General features: G+C 50.5%; 7 protein-coding genes and 2 riboswitches. Of the genes, 1 reads left to right on the top strand and 6 read right to left on the bottom strand.

The genetic code is table 11. The features are described from left to right. Positions 1–80: 80 nt before the first annotated feature. From SATMO3_RS05290 to SATMO3_RS05280, 3 genes are all read right to left on the bottom strand, one after another. Positions 81–5,993: an autotransporter outer membrane beta-barrel domain-containing protein gene (locus tag SATMO3_RS05290; RefSeq protein WP_371378534.1), complete on the bottom strand. Its 5,913-nt coding sequence runs from the start codon at positions 5,991–5,993 to the stop codon at positions 81–83. 84 nt (positions 5,994–6,077) lie between these two features. Then, the gene (locus SATMO3_RS05285) at positions 6,078–15,728 is read right to left on the bottom strand and encodes a hypothetical protein (protein ID WP_371378531.1); all 9,651 of its coding nucleotides are present in this window, start codon (positions 15,726–15,728) and stop codon (positions 6,078–6,080) included. A 40-nt stretch (positions 15,729–15,768) separates the two neighbouring features. Continuing rightward, positions 15,769–18,537, bottom strand: coding sequence for a TonB-dependent receptor (locus tag SATMO3_RS05280; RefSeq protein ID WP_371378528.1), 2,769 nt, complete (start codon positions 18,535–18,537; stop codon positions 15,769–15,771). Positions 18,538–18,783: 246 nt separating this feature from the next. After that, a riboswitch (cobalamin riboswitch) is annotated at positions 18,784–18,967 on the bottom strand. A 286-nt stretch (positions 18,968–19,253) separates the two neighbouring features. Here SATMO3_RS05280 and SATMO3_RS05275 point away from each other — a divergent pair. Next, a complete protein-coding gene (locus tag SATMO3_RS05275; RefSeq protein WP_371378526.1) occupies positions 19,254–19,454 on the top strand; it encodes a hypothetical protein in 201 nt (66 codons plus the stop codon). A 233-nt stretch (positions 19,455–19,687) separates the two neighbouring features. Here the strand turns inward: SATMO3_RS05275 and SATMO3_RS05270 are convergent, their stop codons facing one another. From SATMO3_RS05270 to SATMO3_RS05260, 3 genes are all read right to left on the bottom strand, one after another. Next, positions 19,688–19,891 (bottom strand): hypothetical protein, encoded by a 204-nt coding sequence (locus tag SATMO3_RS05270; RefSeq protein ID WP_371378523.1) that lies wholly within the window; start codon positions 19,889–19,891, stop codon positions 19,688–19,690. Positions 19,892–19,929: 38 nt separating this feature from the next. Then, on the bottom strand, positions 19,930–20,490 hold the full coding sequence (locus SATMO3_RS05265) for a response regulator transcription factor (protein WP_371378521.1): 561 nt from the start codon (positions 20,488–20,490) through the stop codon (positions 19,930–19,932). Between the two features lie 156 nt (positions 20,491–20,646). After that, a riboswitch (cobalamin riboswitch) is annotated at positions 20,647–20,836 on the bottom strand. 228 nt (positions 20,837–21,064) lie between these two features. Beyond that, positions 21,065–21,874 (bottom strand): hypothetical protein, encoded by an 810-nt coding sequence (locus tag SATMO3_RS05260; RefSeq protein WP_371378518.1) that lies wholly within the window; start codon positions 21,872–21,874, stop codon positions 21,065–21,067. Positions 21,875–21,930 lie beyond the last annotated feature (56 nt).

Here is a 21,930-nt window from a genome sequence, read left to right as displayed (position 1 = left end):
CTTCTTTACTATATTTACGTGTTATGATGCATAAGCTGCCGTATATGATTATCTTGCAGAACCCACCACCGGGCACTTCCTTAGAAACTCCAGCGCATGCCTGCGTCAAGACGCCATTCTGTAGCCACATCCCCGCCTACGCTCTTTTCCAGGTTGGCGTATGCATAGGCGTTGTTGCTTACTTTTGTGCTGCCGCCCAGTTGGAATACGGCCCAGCTGCCGCCCAGGTCCACACGGCTCTTTTTGGCTTCCTCGGCTATAAAACGGCTGCTGAAATCCCCGCTGAATTCATGCGCCAAAAAGGCTTTGGCGTAGATGCTGCTTTTCTCGGTCAGACGGCCCACGCCTACACCGATCCGCCCTACCAGGCTGGTAAAGCCGTCCTGGCTGATGTTCATGGTCCGGTAGTTGCCGGCCCCATCTTTTACGTCACTGGTGGCTGTGTAGTCTTTGCCCTGCAGACGGCCCCAGCTTAGCTGCATCTGCGGTTCTACGTACAGGCCCTTGCCGTATTCGATCCGCCGCCCGTATTCCGCGCTCACGGACAGGCCGTTGGTTTTGTAGTCGCCTTCTACTTTATGACCCATCTCGTTATAGACGGTGAAGTCATTTTTTATCTGACCGCCTTTTAGGACGATGTCGCTGTAGTGGCCTTTGTCTCCCTGCCAGCTGCCGTATAATGACAGGCTGGTGGCCGTGTTGTCGCCCCGGCCTCCCAGGATGTAGTCGCTGTCGCCGTCGGTGTGGCTTACGGCCGCGCCTACCCGCCAGCCACTATTTACTTCTTTGTCATAGCCGATCTGGACGGCTTTATAGCTGGTGCTGTACCGGGTGTTGTTCTGGTCGTATTTGGATTTCCCGCCGTAGACGTTGGCCCAGATGCCGCCGTTCTCCGGCGACAGACGCAGTTCGCCCAGCCGTTTTTGCAGGTCGTTGTTTTCGGTACGCCACAGCATGGCTGACGATACCATGGCCGATTTGGCGCCGCTCATGACCATGGTTTCATACTGGCCGTATTCGATGGGGTTGTCCGGGGTGATTACGGAGCCGGACGCCAGGCTGCCGGTCGCGCTGTTAAACTCGATATCGCCCACTTTCCACAGGATGCCGGGCGCGGTCAGGCCTTCGCCGATGGCCACTTTGCCGGTCAGGTTGGCTTTGGCGGTCTGGTAGCCGTCGTAGGTCAGTTTGCCGGCCAGGGCGTTCAGTACTTCGTTGACGGTATTCTCTTCGGCGACGTTGATGCCGCTGCTGTCGGTCATGAGCGTGATGGCCGAACCGGTCGCCGCTTTTTCGATGCGGAGACCGCCGCCAATGATTTCTGCGGGGTTCTGGCTGTTATGGCCGTAGATGACCATGGTGTTGCCGCTGTAGTTGTCGATAGCGATGCCGGTATTGCTCTTTTGCTGGATGATGCCCCGGGTCGCGTCGCTGTCGCCGCCGGTGAAGCTGGTGACATGGCTGATGTTGTCAAAGACGCCCTGCAGGACTCCCGCATTGGTCTGATTATAGGTTTTTCCCTGGGAATCATTAATCCATAGCGCGCCGTTCTTTAAATACAGGTTGAAGGTGCCCAGCTTGTCGGCGCCGGCGTTGTCGGCAACGCCTTTCCAGTAGGATTCACCGGTGGTCAGGGCCATGTTAACCGTACCGTCGAGCAGATTGTTGCTGGTAGCCGAGGTGGCGGTATTTTTCATGGTCAGGATGTTGCCTTCGACTTCGACTTTGGTGTTGCCGGGAGTCAAAGCCACCGCTGCCATAGTCTTGGCCGCCGGTGCCGGATTCATATTCAGGTTGATGGTGCCGCTGTAGGCTGTCAGGGCATGGTTGTTGATGTCCTGATTTTCGTTGGTAATGATCCTCCCGCCTTTTAAATTAATCACGCCGGTGGCGTCGGTTGGGCTGTCGGCCATCACGCCGGTACCGTTGACGGTTAGATCCAGCAGGCCATTGATATTGATCTCGCTGCCGTTAGACTCTCTGTTTAAAATGCCGACAACATACTCGGTCCGCGGGGTAAGCGGCTGAATCACAGCATCGTCAGCCCGTTCCTGTTTGATGTCCATTGCCACATTGCCGTTGATGGTAATCGTTGCTTTTGCACCGGCTTGCCAGTTCTGGAGATCCTGCAAGATACCAACTGTCGTCCCGTAACTGGGTTTGCTAATCAGCTCCATGCCGATATTCCCGTTAACGGTAAGTGCGCTGCCGTTACCGCTGTATATGCCGGCATTACTCGTATTGGCCTTCGTGCCATCAATCTTTAAGCCGTTTTTGGCCTCGATAGTTACTTGCTTATAAGGCCCTTCATTATTACCTGCTACCGGTGTATAGGCTTGAATACCGGTAGCATTATAGGCATAGCCGCCTTTGGCTGAATTTTCGCCTATGGCAATGACTGTGGCTTTTTCAAATACATATTTGTTGTTAATAATGGTACCGGCTTTGCGGTATTGCTCGTCCACCGCCGAATCACCGGTAAGAGACGATGTAAATTTCGTGACGATCTGTCCCAGGGGTTCTGCCGATATCCGGCCGGCGCCGCTGTTGTCGTCAAAAATGATTTTTTCCTGCCGGACTACCTTCGACGAAGTCAGGCCTTCGGCGATTTCCGCATAACCGGTCAGGTTGCGCTCACCGGTCAGGTAGTTGGTGTAACTGAGTTTACTGGCCAGATTATCCAGGACTTTGGTTACCAGGTCTTTATCATTTACATTGATGCCGCTGTTATCGGTGCGCAGGCTGATGACCGCATTGTCGCCGCCGTTTTTCACGGCTGAGGTAATTTCGAGATCGCCGCCTATAATTTTTATTGGATCGGCGGCATCATGTTCATAATAGGCTAAGGCATGGCCCTGGTAGTTAGCCAGCATAATTTTGCCGGTTTGTTTCTGGATGATGATGCCGCGATTGGCCTCGCTGTCACCGCCGTAGAAATGAGTGACCAGGCTCTTGCCATTATCATCAAAAACAGAATTGTTGCCATAGCGGAAACCGCCGTCCCTATTGGTCCAGGTGGCCCCGTTTTTAAGGAACAGGTTGACTGTGCCGCCGGCCGGGTTGTCCGCCAAACCAATTAGATAGGAGTTTTTATTAACCAAGGCCACATTGATATTACCGCCGCTGCCGGCGCCCACCCACTGGCCGGTTGCTCTCAGGTTGCCTTCGATCACGACATCATGGTTGCCGGCTTGTAGACTATTGCCGCTGCCGCTGACATTGACATTAACGGTACCGTTATTATAAGAATCAAGCGCAGAATAATCCTTGGACACGATCCGGCCGCCGCCAACATTAATGTAGCCGTCACTGCCAATCGCACTCAGGCCCCAGGCGCCGTAGGACTCGATATCCACCAGTCCTTTAATGTCGATATGACCATGATCGAATACTTTCATACCCGTCCAGTTGATATTAAAAATACTGTCCGAACTGACGCCGCCCATGCCCATAACGCCTCTGATTTTTACGGCATGCTCCCAGCTGTTGTCATTGTTGATAATGACTTCACAGGCTTTAGCGTCTGTGGCAAATCTGCTGCCGGCGGAAATCCCGCCTGCGTAATAGGCTTGTGAAAACGTACTGAGATCAATGGCTCCCGGGTTATTGATGGTTACCGAGGTATCACTGTTAAGCGCATAGATCACTGCCGATGTCGACTGGGCCATTTGTCCCTGGCCGATATTGTTGCGAATGATGAGGTCATGGCCGTTCATATTCAGAACAACATGCTTATTGGCATCCGGATTGATCGCAACGGCATATTTCATATTGGTTGGATCAGGCGTAGCGCCTTCCACGTTGATGGTATTATTAATAATGGTATCCTGTGTAAAACTGTAGGTGGAGGTATTACCGGCCACGGTAAGAACTCCGCGGTCGGCGAAAGCTTTATCTTTTGTACTGTCACCGGTAATGACGGCATTAAACGGTTTAAGGCCGGCATCGGCCACGCTGCCCGCACCCGTGGTTTTGTCAAAGCGAATGGTGCCAATTTTCTGAGCCAGGGATCCAGCCGTCAGACCTTCGGCGATTTCCGCATAACCGTCCAGATTGTTTTCACCGGTTACATAAGCACTGTAGGTAAGCTTTTGCGCCATACTGTTCAGTACATTTTTCACGACCGTGTCATTGGTAAGATCAATCCCGGAATTATCTGTCCGCAAGGTAATGGCGGCATCTTTATCCGCCGATTTGATGGTTACCTTCCCCCCCTGAATATTAGTGGGATTGGCGGCATCATGGGTAAAATATACGGCCGCCTGACCGCTGTATTTATCAATGGTAAGATCGGCGGCACTGGTAATGCTGCCTTTTAAGCCGTCGATGTTCGCACCGGAAAAGCTTTGGAGGATTGTTGCCTTATTACCGGTATTAACCCAGTTGGAGCGGCCCATCAAGGTAAGATTACCCGTCTTTTCCATTACCCCGTTCCAAATTGCTCTGTCCAATAACAGTACGTTTGCTTTGTCTCTGGCGGCATTTCCTTCCCATTTGGCGGCAGTAATGGCCAGGGTGCCATCGCTGTCAAAATTGCCTTTCCAGCCTTCCGACATATTGTTTAGCTTTACATTAACATGGCCAACAGCATTACCGATCCAGCTGCCACTGCCTACAGCAAGGTCAATGCTGCTGCCTTCGCCTTCCGCCACAGCATCCCCATTGATTGTTTTAGCGCCAAGGAAAGTGATTTTACCGCCGTCTTTCGCATACAAAGCCACTTTCCCGTTCGTATTGATGATACTTTTCGTGTCTGCTTTGTTAAAGTTAACAACACCGCCGTTTTCGGCAACGACGCCATAGCCGCCGTCAGTTACGATATTTACCCAGGTGTTGCTGTTGATTACGCCGTTCTTAACCGCCTTGATACCGGCAAAATTTTGACCGCCGCCACTTATATTCAGAGAATTGTCATTATATATCTCGTCAATTTCAACGGCGCTGGTACCTGTGCCATTGGCGTTACCGGCAAAGATACCGCCTGCATACGTGCCGTCGGTTGTGCCAATGATATTCAGACCGCCGTAGCCATATACCTTCACGGCGGCAGCCTGATCATTATAGATGCCGTACACTTTGCCGCCGTTGGTTTTAATACCGGTCAAATCCAAAGTAAGTGATTGATTGGAAGAGCCGCCGCTGGTAACAAAAAACTCTTTACCGGCTGCCGGCATAATAGCGGCAAAATTACCACCGGTGGCCGTACTGGTCACAGCAGGAGCGATGGTAGTACTGCCTTTAAAATTATATATAACCTTACGGAAAGGATCGGGATTAGCAGGATCTTTCTGAATATAATCTTTGTAATCGGTATCTTTTGCTTCGTCACCGGTAAGGACAGCATTAACTTTGTTAAAAGAATTAAAATAGTAGACGGTTCCCTGACCGGTTTCCCAGTCAAAAAAGAGGTCACCCTGTTTCTTTACAAAAGACCCCTGTGTCAGCCCTTCGGCGATTTCCGCATAACCGCTCAGGTTGGATTCACTGGCGTAGTTACTATAAGTCAGTTTTTGCGCTAACGCATTCAAAACTCCCAAAACAACACTGTCATCCTTGACCAGGTCAATACCGCTGCTATCGGTGCGCAACCTGACAAAAGCGTTTTTACCGTTTGCATCTTTGTCTGCCGAAACAATGGTAATTTTGCCGCCATAAATAGTTTTGGGATTTGCTGCATCATGGGTGTAAACATAGACACCGGATGTGCCGGTGTATTTATCAATGGTAATGTCAGCAGAATCTTTGGCCATGGTGACAAATCCAGGACTGCTGCCGGCCGCCGCCAGCGTTGCTAAAAGGTTCCGGTTTTGGAAATACGGCAGCGTAGGATCGGCCTGTTCCTTGTCGCCGCTGATGGAAATTGCAAACTGCTCAGCCGTCTCCGCCTGTTCGGCAGCCAGAGCCAGGCCCCAGGGTGAAACGCTGCAACCAAGCGCTACAGCCACCACTAATGCCAGATTACGTGTTTTGCGTGTGAATTTTTTTCTTTTCACCTGTTTACCACCTTTCCCATATTGCCCCTAAGGGGCATCTCTGACTCCATTCTGCTGAATAGAGTCAGAGATTTTTCCGCTACGTTAGAACGTCCAGCGCAGACCGGCGTTTGCTTTCCATTTGACGTCAATATCACCGCCAACGGTTTTCGTAAGATCTGCATACAAATACGTGTTTTTACCGATCATCCGGTTACCGCCGATATTGAATTCCCACCAGGTATCGCCAAAGTCCTGAGATACGCTGCTCGTCGGTTCATTCACTGCCGAGAAGGCCGTCGTCATATCGCCACAGAATTCATGAGCCAGTGATACTTTCGCATACAGTCCGCTCCGGTCGCTATTTTTGCCGATACCTATACCCAGACGTCCTACCAGGCTGTTCATGCCGCCTTGTTCCACATGCATGTCCTTGCCGCCGCCAAAATCGCTGTGCGCATTGTAGCCGGCGGAATTCAGCCGCGCATAGGTTAACTGAGCCTGCGGTTCAACGTAGAAGCCATTGTTGCGGCTGATTCTTTTGCCGTATTCCACACTGAGCGAAGTGCCCCAATTATCATAATCGCCTGCCAGTTTATGTCTCATATCGTTATAAACGGTGTACTCATTCTTCAGCTTGCTGCCTTTTAAGACCAGGTCTAAATACTCTCCGCCGTCGCCAAGCCATGTTCCGTACAGCGCCAGGCTGTAAGCTTTGTTGTCGCCCCGGCCGCCCAGTTCATATTTGCTGTCACCATCCATGTAGCTGAGAGCGCCGCCGGCATGCCAGCCGCTATTGCCGACCGGCCGGTCATAACCGATCTGCACCGTTTTGAAGTTGTTACTGTAATTGGTATTATCTTTGTCGTATTTGTTTTCACCGCTGTAAACACGTGCCCAAATCCCATCTTGATCCGCGGTTTTGCGCAAATCACCGAGGCGTTCGCCCAAATCACTGTTTTCGGCACGCCAGGCCAGTATCGAGGAGGTCATGGCCGTTTTAGCGCCGCGCATCATCGCTGTTTCTTTAGAACCATAGATAATTTCCGGATCGGAAGGCTGCGCCGGCGAAATAATTGAGCCGTTTTTCAAGCTGCCGGTGCTGCTGTCGGCAAAGATGACAGTGCCGCGTTTTGCAACCGCTGCCGAAGTTAACCCTTCGGCAATTTCCACGGATCCGGCCAGCCTTTGGTCCGTATAGTTTGTATAGTTCAGTTTGTTCGCCAAAGCTGCCAGTACAGCTTCAACCTTGTCGCTGTCGGCGGTATTAATACCGTCATTATCAACCCGCAGGGTCATACTGGCATCCTTGCCGTTTGTCCGCTCGGCAGATTCAATCGTAATAGCTCCGCCAATAATCTTAGTCGGGTCGCCGGCATCATGTCCGAATACGGCGAGTGTGTGACCGCTGTAGCTGCCAATAGAGAGACTGCTATTATCTTTCTGGATAATGACCCCCCTGTTGCTGTCACTGTCACCGCCAATCAGTTTGTTGATTCTGCTGCCGGTTAAACCGCTGTTTACGGCTTGGTTAGTCCAGGCTGCGCCTTTGTCAAGTATCAGGTTAATTACACCGCCCTGCTGATCAGCTGCGCCGGTCCATGAGGAATCTTTGCCGGACAAGCCCAGATTAACCGTGCCGGCGCCGGCGGCAGCGGCGGCTCTGGCCAGCGTATTGTTCTGAAGCAGGATATCACCGTTGACAACCACTTTGTTACCGGCGGTCTTCATATCGTCACCGCTGCCGGTAACATTGATATTGACTGAGCCGCTGCCGGCTACACGGATTGCGGTTCCGTGAGCGGACGATAACGTACCGCCGCCGATGGAAACAGAACCTGAGTCTGCGTGAATTGCTTCAGCAGCAGTAATATCTACCAGTCCGGTTACGGTAACGCTGCCGCCGTCAGACGCTTTAATCCCGGTATACTGGTTGTTCTTGGCGCTGCCTGTAATAGTTACCGCTTTGGCCGCCGCATTATCGTTATTGATGGCAATGCTGCTATTGGCGCCGCTTGCATACAGGCCGGCCGCTTCGCCGTCGCTGTTTTGGGCGTTTATTGCGACTGCGCCGGCATTGTTGACTACAATCCGGTGGCCGGCTGTGGCGGCCATCCCGCTAACAGCTGTATCCGCTGCCGCAAATTTGTTGTTAATAACCAGTTTGTTTTTGCCCATATCAATTGTAACGGCGTTATCTTTCGCCAATACGGCCGCTTCGCCCGCAGATTCCAGGCTGATTGAAGTTTGCTGCTTGGTGAATTTGTACGTGCCGTCACTTTGCAGGACGCCATTTCGCTTATATTCCTTATCGGTTTGCGCATTGCCGGTGATGGCGCTGGTAAAGGTTTCTTTGGACTGCTCGCCCGGATACGTGTAGCCCGGCTGGAGCGAGCCCTCCTTAAGATTGCCTGTCCCGTCCGTCTCACTGAAGGCGATATCGCCGGTCTGCTTTGCCGCCGACTGGGCCGTCAGCCCTTCGGCAATCTGTACGTAGCCGTTCAGATTGCGTTCGCCCTGCGTATAGCTAGTATAGGTCAGCTTGCCGGCCAACGCGTCCAGAACGGCAGTAACCGCATCTTCGTCCGCCGTATTGATGCCGGTATTATCTGTCCGCAATGTTATAACGGCATTGGCGCCGTTTATTTTATCAGCCGAGGTGATGGTGATGCCGCCGCCGCTGATGCTGGTGGGCGTAGTTTCATCATGTTTGTAAAGAACAGTAGTACTGCCACTATAGTTATCAATTACAACATTGCCTGCACCGATCGTTGTCATATCAATATAACCAGTCTTGCCAGTACCAGTGCTGCCAATAAAATATTTTATCTTACTGTTATCAGCTGTAGTGTTTGTATTGTACCAGATAGCGCCATCACTCAAATTCAAAGCGAAGTTATCACCAATGTTATAACCGTTCCAGGTTGCACCACTGGCCATAGTTACATTCATCGTGCCCTTAGTGTAGCCGGTCCAGTTAGCTCCGTTCGACATAAACAAGTTAACATTGCCTAATTGTCCTGGCGTTACGCCATAACCGGTAACGTCGGTATAATCACCTTTCCAGTAGGAATCTGCCGTACTCAGGCCGATGCTGACCCTGCCCTTTGTACCCATACCGCCATTGGTAACAATATTCCCCTCAATAACGGTCTTGTTTTTCCCGGCGCCGATAACATTGCCGCCGCTATCTTTGACAACATTAACATTAACCGTACCGTAATTATTGGAAACGAACTCGCCATAAGCGCGGATAGCGCACCAGGCGTCATTAATAGCCTTGATGCTGCCGCCGCCAATATCAATTGTTGAGGCCACCGCGCTGATCGCTTCGTTGGCTCCTTTGCCGTCAGTAGTGTCACCATCGGCTATCACGTCCACCAGTCCGTCAATTATGATGCTGGATTCCTTGCCGCTGACCCCGTTCATTGCTTTAATAACCGCGCCATTGGCTTTTGCCGTAGTATCGGCTCTTAAAGTAAGGACCTTGTCCCCGGGATTGTCACCACCGTTATGGATAACGATATGTCCGCCGCCGTTCGCATACAGGGCGGCTGTCTGTCCGCCGCTCGTACTCTCGGCCTGAATGGTAATCTTGCCGGCATTATTAATTTCCACCTGGCCGTCGCCAATAGCCGTAATGCCGGTAGTATGGGTATCAGTAACCGTATTGATGGTCAGTTCCTTGTTATTCAGATTGATGCTGACGGATTTATCCGCCGTACTGCCGGATATGGCCGAACTGATTTGAGGCATCCAGGCGCCAGCGGCAATCAGATGTTTGGCCGGTGTAAGCGTAGTCTTGTCTGCAGTGAACACATAGCTGCCGTTGTCTTTCTTTACGCCGGCAGCCACATATTCTGCATCTGCTGTCCTCTCGCCGGTAATAGCCGTTATAAATTTGATCTTATTCTGGGAATCAGGAATATCTATCGCCGGTGTATACTCATATTGCCCCTGGCCCCCCTCCCTGTAGGTAAGGGTTTCGGTCCGGCTGGCCGACTGGGAAGTAAGCCCTTCGGCAATTTCCACCTTCCCCGTCAGATTCCCCTCTGTTTTGTAACCGGTGTAATACAGCTTGCTCGCCAGGGCGTTCAGCGTTTCGCTGACCTTGTTCTTATCCGCCGCGGCTGTCGAAGACGTATTCAACCCGCCGTTATCCGTCCGCAGTGTGATAGCTGACCCTGCCGCCGCACTGCTGATCCGGAGATCTCCACCCTTGATATTTGTCGGGTTTGCTGCTTCATGGTCATACCAGACACTGGTATAGCCGCTATACTTATCAATGGTGATGTCACGGCTGTCTTTCTGATAGATATAGCCCTGTCCCCCGGCGGATGAGCCGCCGGCCAGGCTTGCCAGGTGGCTTCCCTGGAAGGTTTGCAGTTGATCCGAGGTTCCGGACTGTACTTCATTCGTCCACATAGCGCCGTTCTGCAGATACAGATTGAAAGTCCCCGCATCGTGGGCCGTAAACCCGCCTGTGCCGTAATCACTCCGGTCGGCCACATACGTGGCCGCGCCGGTCCAGAAAGAATCCTTGCCAGTAAGGGCCACATTAAGGACGCCCTTGTTGTCAAAGTCTACCAGCTGCCCGCCGCTATACTCTACCACCTTCTGACCGTATTCACGGGTTACATAGAGGTCGCCGGTCAGTTTGACCGTCTTTTCGCCCGCCTTGTCCCCGTTCATGTTAATATTGATAGTCCCCTTATCGGCCCGGGCCGCATAGTACTGCTTGGTATGATCCGCATCCGCCGCCGCCGTGATAGTGCCGCCGCCCACGGAAATTTCCGTATCCGCCCCGACGGTATACAGACCGCTGCCTTTAATGCCGGTGATATCCACTGCATCATTGACGATCACTTTGGAGGCGTCGGCCGTCACTCGGATGCCGGCGGCATTGATGCCATTCCCGCGTCCTCTTTCCGCTGTGATATTTTTGATAGTAAGAGGTCCGTTAATAGTCACTTCGCTGCCTGCTCCGCCGCCGGCGCTGCCCGCGCCCTGAATAGCGATCCCCGCGACGCTGTCGCCCTTGGTATATATACCGTCAATCTCTACAGGACCGGCAATAGAGAGGTGCGCGTTGCCGCTGACATAGATTCCGTTCGCCGCACGGGTATCTTCACTGTGCGCGGCATGGATAACCAGCTTTTTATCCGCCTGGGTATTCTTTATTTCAATATACTGGTTTGTTCCGGCATAAAGACCGGCCAGGATGGCTTGGTCGCCAGCGGCATTCAAAGTCAGGTTGTGCCCGTTCAGGTCGACCACCATGGGATTGGTCCTGGAAGTATTGGCGTCACTGTACAGTGCGCTGACAAGCAGGCTGCTGGAAGGGCCCTGCGCGTTCTTCTCTGTTGCTTCCGCAAGGCGGTCTTCCGTAAGCACGGTATTCTTGGTTATAGCGCCTTTTTCCGGTTCGACAGCCGGAGTGAACTCATACTGTCCCTGGCCGCCCTCCTTGTAGGTGATAGTTTCCGTCCGGCTGGCCGACTGGGCTGTGAGTCCTTCGGCAATTTCCACCTTCCCTGTCAGATTGCCCTCAGTTTTATAGCCGGTGTAGTAAAGCTTGTTCGCCAGGGCGTTCAGCGTTTCGCTGACTTTGTTCTTGTCCGCCGCTGCTGTCGAAGATGTATTCAGCCCGCCGTTGTCCGTCCGCAGCGTGATGGCTGACCCGGCCGCCGCACTGGTGATCCGGAGATTGCCGCCCTTGATAGCTGTTGGGTTTGCCGCCTCGTGGTCGTACCAGACGCTGGCATAGCCGCTGTATTTATCAATGGTGATATCATTGCTGTCTTGCTGATAGATATAGCCCTGTCCCCCGGCGGAAGAGCCGCCGGCCAGACTGCTGATGCGGCTGCCGCCAAAAGCAAGCATGGAGGAGGTTGCCTTATTGGTCCAGGTCCCGCCGTTTTTTAAGTATAGATTGACCGCACCGCCGTCATAGTTGTCCACCACACCGGTAAAGGAAGAACCGGCACTGCCCAAACCCAGATTTACTTTGCCGTCTTTCAGGACATAGACTTCGCCTGTCACGGCAACATTTTTCCCGCTCACATCCGTATCGCCGTCATTCATGCCCATATTGAAGGTACCTGCGGCAATACTTAATGCTTTAAAATCATCTGTTGAGCTTTCAGGTGTGATAATGCTGCCGCCGCCAATTGTGACCTTGTTGTTCTTGCTGCCCCGCATATCCACGCCGGTGCCCTTAACGGCAATATCGGCATTGCCGGTAACGAGCAATTCCGCCCCGGCGGTGTCATAAATGTAGATACCCTTCGCCTGCCAGACCGGCGTACCGTATCCCCCCTTGCTTGCTGAGATAATGCCGTACGCATCGTCCCCGGTGCCGTTGCCTTTCATCGTCAGGTCGCCGTGAATAGTCAGTTTTGAACCGCTGTTGTACAGATATATCCCGGTTGCCGACCCGGCGCCGGTATGACGGGCCTGGATAGAGACATTGCCGGTAATATCGCCCTGGCCGCCATCCTGGAGGAAAATCCCATAGGCCGTCTGGCCGGCGGACGTACTGGCGATACGCACATCCTTCGCCGTCAGCTTCAGGTTTTTGTTCGCGTAGATGCCGATCGCCTGGTTGGAGCTGCCCGTACTGGCAGCAGTAATTCCCAGCGTTTTGTCTGCGGCATTGACCGTGATGTCATTGCCGCTGCCCAGGATACCGGCGACTGCTTTGTAATAACCGATGTTGCCGGCCGTGACGTCACCGTCATCGGTGGTAATGGTGCTGTCCTTGGTGAAGGCATAGGCATTGTCCTTCAGTACGCCGCCATTTTCGTATTCCGTATCCTTGGCTTTCACCCCGGTCAGCGTCGTGGTAAATTCAGTCTTCGTCTGCCCCGTGGGCGGCTCCGGCGCTCCGGTGCCGTAGCTTCCCTTGCCGCTCGCGCTGTCGAAGGCCACAGTGCCCGTGAATTTTACCGCTGACTGAGCCGTCAGCCCTTCGGCTATTTCCACCTTGCCGTCAAGGTACCGTTCCCCGTTTTTATAATTGGTATAGGTCAATTTGCCGGACAGGGCATTCAGAACATTGCTGACCACACTGGTATCAGCCGTATTAATGCCGGCATTGTCCGTCCGCAGCGTCATTACCGCGTTTTGCCCGTTGGTTTGTCCGGCCGAAGTAATCGTTATGCTGCCGCCCTTGATTTTTGTCGGGTCAGAGGTGTCATGTTCATAAATGGCCAGCAGGTTGCCGGTATATTTATCAATGGTGATGCCCTTGTCATTTTCCGGAAAGATCACGCCTCTGCCGGCACTGCTGCTGCCGCCGTACAGGTTGGTAATGTGGCTGGCGCCATTAGAACCGATATCCTCATTGTCATCAGTGTAACGGGTGTTTTGCGCCCTGTCCGTCCAGGTCGCGCCGTTTTGCAGCCACATATTGACGGTGCCGCCGTTATCCACGATGCCTTTTAAATAAGAGTTTGCCGTAGTCAGGCCAACATTGACCGTGCCGGTTTTGAGCGCAAAAATATCACCGTCCAGCCGCACATCTTCTGTACCCGGAAGGTTACCGGCATCACCCGTATTCATATTGATAGTTCCCAGATAAGAGGCCAATGTATAATAACCGTAATTTTTGCCGGACGGCACGGCGATATGCCCGCCGTCAACCGTAATTTTACTGTCCTTGGCAACAGTGGCAATACCATTACCGTAAACAGTAAGATCTACCTTACCGTTCACATCAATTTCACTGTTATCAACGGAAGTATATAAGCCGGCCGAATTAAAACGTGAATACACATTCTGTGAATTTAAAGGTACGCCCCAGCTGCCGTCAGTGCCGGCGATCGTTACATCGCCATTGATAGTAATCCTGGATTTAGCGGTAGCTTCCGCGCTGCCTTCTCCCCAGCGGTCTTTTTTGGTGACGGCAATGCCGTTGCCGCCCTGTCCGCCGGCCATAGTAATATGTACCGGGGCATTGATGGTAATACTGCTGGCGGTATCTTTGGCGGCGTCATTCCAAATGGCGTTAGTCACCATTTCGCCGTTAGCGTAAGTGGCGGTATTAATATTGAGCTGTCCCGCATTCACTGTGACATTCTTACCGTTGCCGGCGTAAATTCCGGTAGGATTACCGGCATTATTCTCCACATTCAGCGTTAAAGCGTGAGTGCCCGCATCTACCGTGATATCCTGTCCATAACGGGCAAAGACCGCTGCCAGGATATTGGTTTTGTAATCACCTTCGGCACTGGCCTTTAAACCGAGAATGGTATCCTTGTTAAACTTGTAGGTTTTGAAATCAGTTGTAACGCCTTTGGTCTGATATTCGGTATCCGTATATTCAATGCCGGTACCGTTATTATATTGCTGCAGCCCCATGATCCGGGTTGTATAGTCCGGTGTGCCGCTGATGGCATTAGTGCCATTGGACGAAGCATCCAGTTCAGGCAGAATGATGGTTTTGGAAATTGTCGCCGTAGGCGAGGTTAAGCCCTCGTTCACCTCTAGCTGCATGGTTTTGCTGTTGCCATTGGCCACACTGTCAGGGGTAATGAAGGCAAAGCCCCAGGAGTTGAACTGGTTCAAGCCTTCTTTAGTCGCAAACTGGGAAGCGGCAAATTCCAGCGGCTTTGTGCTGCCGTCCTGATAGATTTGCAGCTTGTTGCCGGCCAAAAACCATAGACGCCGCGGATTGGACTCAACTTCTATATCCCAGTTGAACCCGGGCCAGTCGTTTATTTCAATCACTTTTTCCCAGGCAACCGGTTTATCTGCCAGCAGATTGGTTACCGTTGTTTTATAAACGTTGCCGATAATTCCGCCATAGCTCGCATCATAATAACCGCCAAAAACATAGGCCGTACCGTCATTGGTAATCGCCATATCCCGGTACTCGCCTTTTACACCGGCAGGAATAGTAATTTTGCGGGAGGAGTTCAGGTTACCGTTATTAATATTGACGGCATGAATGGCTGTCTCCGCATTGGGGTAGCCCATTTGCTGATAACCGCCTGAGGAACAGGTAAACAGCGTATCATTGAAAGGATGAACATTAAAAGTATTTTTGCCAATGCGCTGCGCATCCACGGCTACCAGACTGCCATCACTTTTAATTACATATTGCAGCAAATAACCGTCGTCATATTTATCATAGCCACCGTCAAGGTTTACACTGGTGATAGCATAGAGATAATTATCTTTAACCACCAGTCCTTCGCCATGAAAAGTAGTTTTATCATCATAATGTATGCCGGTTACCTTGGCAGCATCTTCCTTTAAACTATGATGCTCATTTTCACTCAGAATGGCTTTGCTTAAATTGGCAACAGCAATATTGCCAAAATCGTAGTCTGTAGCATAGAGATAATCCCCATAAGTAGCGGCAGCATGGATATTAGGCACACTTTTTAGTTCGCCGGTATTTACATAATCAATCCAATTCGTTTTGACAGGGTTGATAACGGTGACTGCCTTCAACTCTGTTGTGCTATACGTATACTGCCGCAGCAGCAGCCGGCTTTGCCCGTTGTAATTGATGGCAAATACGGAGGGATCCCGGTTGAGTTCGTCAATTTTCATGGTTGCCGAAGCCGGATCAATATAAGCCGTGACTCTGGAACCGCTCAAAATCCCGAGCTGGCTGTTATGAAAGTCCGACGGCACTACGGCGGCCAGCTCAGCCCCCAGCACCTGATTGCTGCTGAGCAAACAGCTTAATAAAACAGCTGCCGCTAAATTCTTCTTGGTATAGCGTTTTTTATGACGATGTACCATTTGGTCTTGACACTCCTTTCAAGTATCCTGGCTTTATATACTAAAATTCATAACGTACCGTGGCATAATAAGTCCTGCCCTGAATAGGAAATTCCGGATTAATATAGCCATCCACCGCAAAAGCCGACGGACTGTAAATTTTCATCTGCGGACCTTTATTAAAAATATCATTGCAGCCGATGGTTACCTGCACGGTTGTATTGGGTTTCCATTTAATCCCGGCATCCACCGTGGTTAATGAATCCACCGGCTTGCCGGACAGGTAGGATGCTTCGCCGCCAAGCTTGCTTTTTGAATAATCGGTAAAATATTGATCGACGTATTTGACTTGGCCAAATATGGCCAGCTGGGCGGTGGGATGGTAGGTCAGACGCGCCGAGCCTTCCCATTCCGGTGCATAAGTCGGCCAGACGTTACGCCAGGGTCCGATTTCGCCGTAATCGGCAAAAGTGCTGTTGCGCCGCTGCAGCTGTACCTTGGTATAAGTAGCCTGCAGGTCGAAGGATACCTTCTGCCAGTTCAGCCCGGTCTGTATTTCCACACCGTGGGCTTTACCGCGATTGTCGTTAAAGTAGGACCAGTAATCCAGTCCCCGGCGCGCCAGCTGCAGCATATTATCGGAATCCCGCCAGAAATAAGTCAGCGTCAGGTTGGCGTCGGCGTTTAGCGCTTTACCGCTCAGCAACGCGCTGATATCAAACTGTTTCCCCTCTTCCGGCAGGGGAAAAGCGGTGCCGGTTGCGGCGGCGCCGCGCGGCGGCGGCAGAATGCCGGCTCCGTCGCCGGCTATTTCATACAGATTCAATAACCGGTAATAGGTGCCGCCGGTCATACGCATGGTAAAATTGTCGGTAAACTGCTTTTTCAAAGCCAATTGCCAGGTAGCCTTACCGTTGGTCTGGTCATCCTCTTTTCCGAACCATTGATGGGCGTCTTCCTTCTGCAGGCGTGTACTGCGTCCCACAATGCGGGATTGATTGTAACGGCCGCTTGCCGTCAGCCATAACGTCTCCTCCTGGTCCATGGTGAAGGTATCCTGGATTTGGACATTCAGCAGTTCCTGCCTGTAATAATTGCGGAATCTGGCCATCAGACTATCTACCGGCTGGCCTGTGTCGCCCTTGGAGTAATCATCCATCCCGGAGCCGCGGACTTTCATTTTTTCACTGGAAAAGTTCGACTGAAACTCAAGCAGCTGATGGTCTGTCAGCTTATAGCTGCCGTCCAGCTGGGCATTGTATTTATTTGACTTATAATTGCTCCATAACCGCAGAGGCGTTTTCCAGTTTATCGAATCCAAGTCGTACGCCTTTTCCGTATTGTATTTCTTATCCTGATGCAGGTAGTCGAGCATCCAGCCCCATTCCAGTTTTCCTGCCGTATCCCGCCGCTGCACTAAAAATTCCTTGGCATCAAGCACCTGTCTGCGGCTTTCCGCATAGTAGATATCCTTGGCATCCACATAACTGCCAAGCTCCACCGCTGTACCGGCACCTTCGACCCACAAGCTGTCCGGCAAGTGACGGTCAATTTTCTTCCAGCTGGCTTTGATCATCCAGTTATCATCCTGCCACTTGATCAGCGCGTCGGTATTTTTGAAATCGTTGTACCGGCGGTGCCGTTCATCTTCTTCCAGCATTTGTATCTTCTTTTTCCATTCCGTTAACTCTTTACTTTTCCCGGCCATATCAGAATTCGTTTGCGGGTCGGCTTTACTGACTGCATACTCTGCCTCGGCCTGGGCATAATCACGATAGACCTCAGCCTTGGCGGCTGCATCGGCGCTTGCAAAGAAATTTTTAAAATCAGACGCTTGGGAGAACCTTCCTGCCCATTTCTCCGTATCTTTGATAGAAGCCCATAGGATGGTCGCATTTTGCCCCGGGGCGGCTGCATAACTTCCTGCATACGCCCGGCTGTAAAAGTTATCCTGACCGGCCGTATCGTCCCGAACAAAGTTCAGCCATTGATCGGTATTGGCCTTAAAGGTTGCTTTCTCAGTTGCCGTTAAGCTGACATTATACCGCTGACCGGCATTATCAATCATATCGCCGTTAAAATTATCAAATTCCGCCTGGTAACCGTCACGCATTTTAGCGGCATACTGCAGATTGCGTTCGGCGGCATAGTTCTTATAGGGAAAATCACCGTCGCTCTGCTCACGGTTGAGCCCCACCATCAGGCTGCCGCTGCCTAACGGCGTATCTATCTGCATGGAGTAGGTCGCACCGCCGTAAGCGGCCCGTCCTGCCTCAGCAGACACATTGGCTTTGGTAGGCCGTTTAGTGACAATATTGATGACGCCACCCATATAGGTACCGCCAAACCGGCTGGGAATATAGCCGCGGTAAACTTCAATGCGTTCTACATTTTTGACCGGTATTGTCGAAATATCCACAGCAGCGTCGCCGCCGAGATTGGTAAGCACACCGTCGATAAAAATACCGACCTGGGCAGCTGTTGACCCCCGGATGCTGACCGTAGTATATTGACCTTTGCCACCTACCTCGCGCACATGAACGCCAGGGACATTTTTCAGTAAATCAGGCAATGTTTTTTGTTCGCCTTTATAATCATCGGGACGGATAACCGTAACCGAACCCGGCGATAATTTGCTTTCCCAATCAGGCCTTTTAGCCTCAACGGTAACTCCTTCCAGGGTAAAGTCCGGATTATCCGCATTCGCGCTTTCTTCGGCTTGCACCGTCTGCAAGCACACACCCAGGGATATCGCCACTGCCAATGCCAGGCTCAGCCTTTGTCCGGAGGGAAAGTTATTGCTTCCAGCTGCCTTTTTACTTTTTTTCATAATATCTCTCCACCAACAAATTTCGGTACAACAGTACAGTTCTCGCGCAACGGCACACGCTTTCATTTTCGGCTTACAGGTAGCATCATTTTTGCACAGACAGACGCTACACAGGCAAGCCAGCACTCATTCTCATCACATTTTCAAATAAAAAAACCCCCTTCCGGGAGTTGGACGCTTACGTCAGCAATCAGATGGTGTATCCTTTCGCTTGCCGTAATCTCCTCCCCGTCGCTCGCAGGTCCAAATGGTGATTGTTGGATAGGTAGTTCTCCTGACTCCGGTTCATTGCGTTCCTGCGCCTTCCCAAAGCATATGCTCCAGTGGCATTTTCGCAGGCTTGCTCCCCGTTACAGTGGCGGGACCGTGTTGGTTTTGCACCAATCTTCCCTATTAAGCCCCTAAGGGCACCTATCCCTCGCTATTCACTTGTGACAAACATCTCGGCCTTACTTAAATACGAATAAATTTTCAGTGATTTTAAAAAATCCATTTACACCGGTGAATATATTCACAAGGAAAACTTATTTAAACTAAAAAACCGCTATAATCATTAGCTTATTTGAAAAAATCGATTTACTTTATGTTTTTGGCCCGTGTTTTTGCCAGCTTTCGTGCCCTTATCCAGGCAATTAGCAGTAGTTTATGATGGATAATGTTTCCTCTTAGAATATATTGCATAACTCCTATACCGTAAATCCCCCAGGTGAGGTATTTTGCAAGAGCTGCATTTTCACTATTTCCCGCGCAAAACCGTACGAAATAAACACAGCTTGCGCTGGGCTTTAGCAAAAGTGGCAGCCGAGGTTGCCCTTATCCAGGCGATAGTTATCCTTTCTGTCAGGATAAAAAAAGAAGCCTCTCCGGATGTGTTGTTCTCATCCGGAGAGGCTTCTTTTTTCGACAAAACCGCCTGAGTAAATGCCACAAATACATATAAATCCCCTTCTATCACTCGCTAGGTATAGCAGTAATTGCTGTTCAGGGAGGTTTTTAGCGCTCTTGTTATAGTGAATATGTTTACAATTCATTCTAATTTAAAAATATTCTCATTTTATCAGGATATAAATGCCTCATTTGAGGTATCGGGGAAGAATTTTTTTTACAAGATATATTCGCCTGAGCACCATACTGCTCTATTTTTACTACATTATTTAGGCGAATTATGGCAGCGAATAGCAAAATCGACATACCCCTGCAAGGTTTCCAGTAACTCATTATTTTGCGCAATTGTAAGATTAGATAGATCCAAAGTGCCTACTGTCTCTTCAATTATTCTATTGAGTTGATACTGATTGTATCCCAGACTGTTAAGCTGGTTAATCAAATCCTTAAATTTCGCGTCCTCGACCATGGCTTAGCAACCCCACTTTCTAAAACTACCAATTCAAATTATCCACCGGCCTTATCCACCCATGATGCTCTGCCATCACAGCGGGAATATTGAAGTTTTCCGATCAGTTCAACCCGGGAACTTGTGCCTGTCTTAGCAAATAAATTGCGAATGTGAGATTTTACTGTTTCCAAACCAATACACAACATCTTGCTTATCTCTTTATTTGTCTTTCCCATCGCCATAATTTGTACAATTTCCCGTTCCCGGGGAGTAAGAACTATGTCAGTGGCGATTTCGCTTTCCAGCAAAGGAACAAAATCAAAAATAATAAAAAAACTCGTTCTTTCCGCTTCGCCAAGCCGCAGGCAGCTAAAACTAGCAGTGCCCGGTAAATAGTGAAGTGTCCCGCTATAGCTAATCAAAGGATTATCGACGTCATTATGAATTCCACTAAAATTTTTACAGATTTTAATGAATTTGGGGAATAATTCGGGACATTTTTCTTCAAAAATCTCTTTGGCACTCTCATTTTGATATTTTTTTTTGAATTGCCAGTTTAAAATGCAGATCCCTTGATACAGTTGGTGTACTGGCCGAAAAACATGTTGGGGCATCATTTTTAGCACCTTCAGCCTTTAATGTTTTTAATAATTGATTCCGCACTTGAATATAAAAAGCTCTCTGTGGACAAGAGAGCATATACGTTATACTGCCAATAGGAATAAAAGTCTATTCACAGGTTGCGTAACCTCCTTCCCATCATTCGCAGGTCAATCGGCGATTGTCAGATAGGCAGTTCTCCTGGCTCCGGCTCTTCGCTCCTCCGCGTCTTCCCAAAGCTAAGCTTCAGTGACATCTATGCGGATTCACTCCCCGTTACAGTGGCGGGACCGCGCCGGCTTTTAACCGGCTTCTCTTTTAGCCTTCAATAGCGCTGAAGATACTTACGCATTTTCCAGCCAAGTATCTTCAGATCATTCTCATTAGGCACCTATCCCAGCAATATTATTTTATTAGGTCACCGATTGATCTTTAACCAGCAGTATTGTCTCTATTTAAGATTAGGCTAAGCAGGGTAAGGCGTAAATACCTCATATGAGGTATTTTGTAAAAAATTCCTTTATATAAATCTGCAAATTTTGTATATTTTTAGGGAAACAAAGTCCCTGTCCCCGTGTTTTAGCCCTGTTGTCAGGGCATGCTTTGCGCGAATTTTTCTTTTATGGCTGCGCCGTTTTCATTCCACTGGAGGGTAGATCCGGCGGGGAATTCTTTATGGGTGCCGTCTTCGGCCAGCAGGGTGACCGCATCCTTGACCGTACCTGCGGTCAGTTCGCCCGTTTCGTTAAAGATGGCGTTTTTACCTTTGCTGAATTTTATGTACCCGGCGGCATCATTGCCTGTAAGCAGCTTTTGCCAGCCAACCGGTCGCAGGTAAGTATCCTCATCCAGAGTGCCGGTCAAGACTGCCCCTGAATTGTAAAAGCGCAGCACGGTATCTTCCTTGAAGGTTACGTAGCCGTATTTACCCTCTATTAGCCGCAGGGTAGCCTTATGGGCTATGGTCCCCGAGACAACTTCGCCCTGTTCGCTAAAAGTCACCACTGTGCCGCCTTTATACAGCAAATGGCCGTAACCGGGGATGGCGACAGGATAGTTCCGGCCGAAAAACGGGCGGGTCCCAAAGCGGCCAAAATAGGGGCCGGTGCCATCGTAGACCGTGGCAAAGTAATAATCATCAATAACCCGGCTCCAGCCACGCGGCGCTAGCAGCGTATCCTTGTCCAGCGTCCCGGTAACGACTTCCTCCTGGTCATTACAATTGACAACGGTATTTTTTCTGAATTGGACAGGATCACCGGCAGCCCAACCCTGCGGATGAAGTTTTGTGTCTTTCGGCAGCACTCTGGTTGTAGCCCAGGCATCGGGCATTGCCACTGCAAATGTTGATCCCCACACAATTATGCCTACCAATATACGAACAATAAAGCGAACCGTCATACTTTATCATCCCCCTTGTAATCTTTTCCTATAGTATAGCAAATTGCTGGCTAAAT

Origin of the sequence: Sporomusa aerivorans, from assembly GCF_041428895.1 — a bacterium.
GTDB lineage: Bacteria > Bacillota > Negativicutes > Sporomusales > Sporomusaceae > Sporomusa > Sporomusa aerivorans.
The sequence above is the reverse complement of the archived record's forward strand: the minus strand, read 5'-3'. Positions and strand labels throughout refer to the sequence as shown.

Excerpts from the sequence above, each read along its gene's own strand:
- SATMO3_RS05265 (WP_371378521.1), bottom strand. The coding sequence starts at position 20,490 with ATGATGCCCCAACATGTTTTTCGGCCAGTACACCAACTGTATCAAGGG.
- SATMO3_RS05280 (WP_371378528.1), bottom strand. The coding sequence starts at position 18,537 with ATGAAAAAAAGTAAAAAGGCAGCTGGAAGCAATAACTTTCCCTCCGGA.
- SATMO3_RS05270 (WP_371378523.1), bottom strand. The coding sequence starts at position 19,891 with ATGGTCGAGGACGCGAAATTTAAGGATTTGATTAACCAGCTTAACAGT.
- SATMO3_RS05285 (WP_371378531.1), bottom strand. The coding sequence starts at position 15,728 with ATGGTACATCGTCATAAAAAACGCTATACCAAGAAGAATTTAGCGGCA.
- SATMO3_RS05260 (WP_371378518.1), bottom strand. The coding sequence starts at position 21,874 with ATGACGGTTCGCTTTATTGTTCGTATATTGGTAGGCATAATTGTGTGG.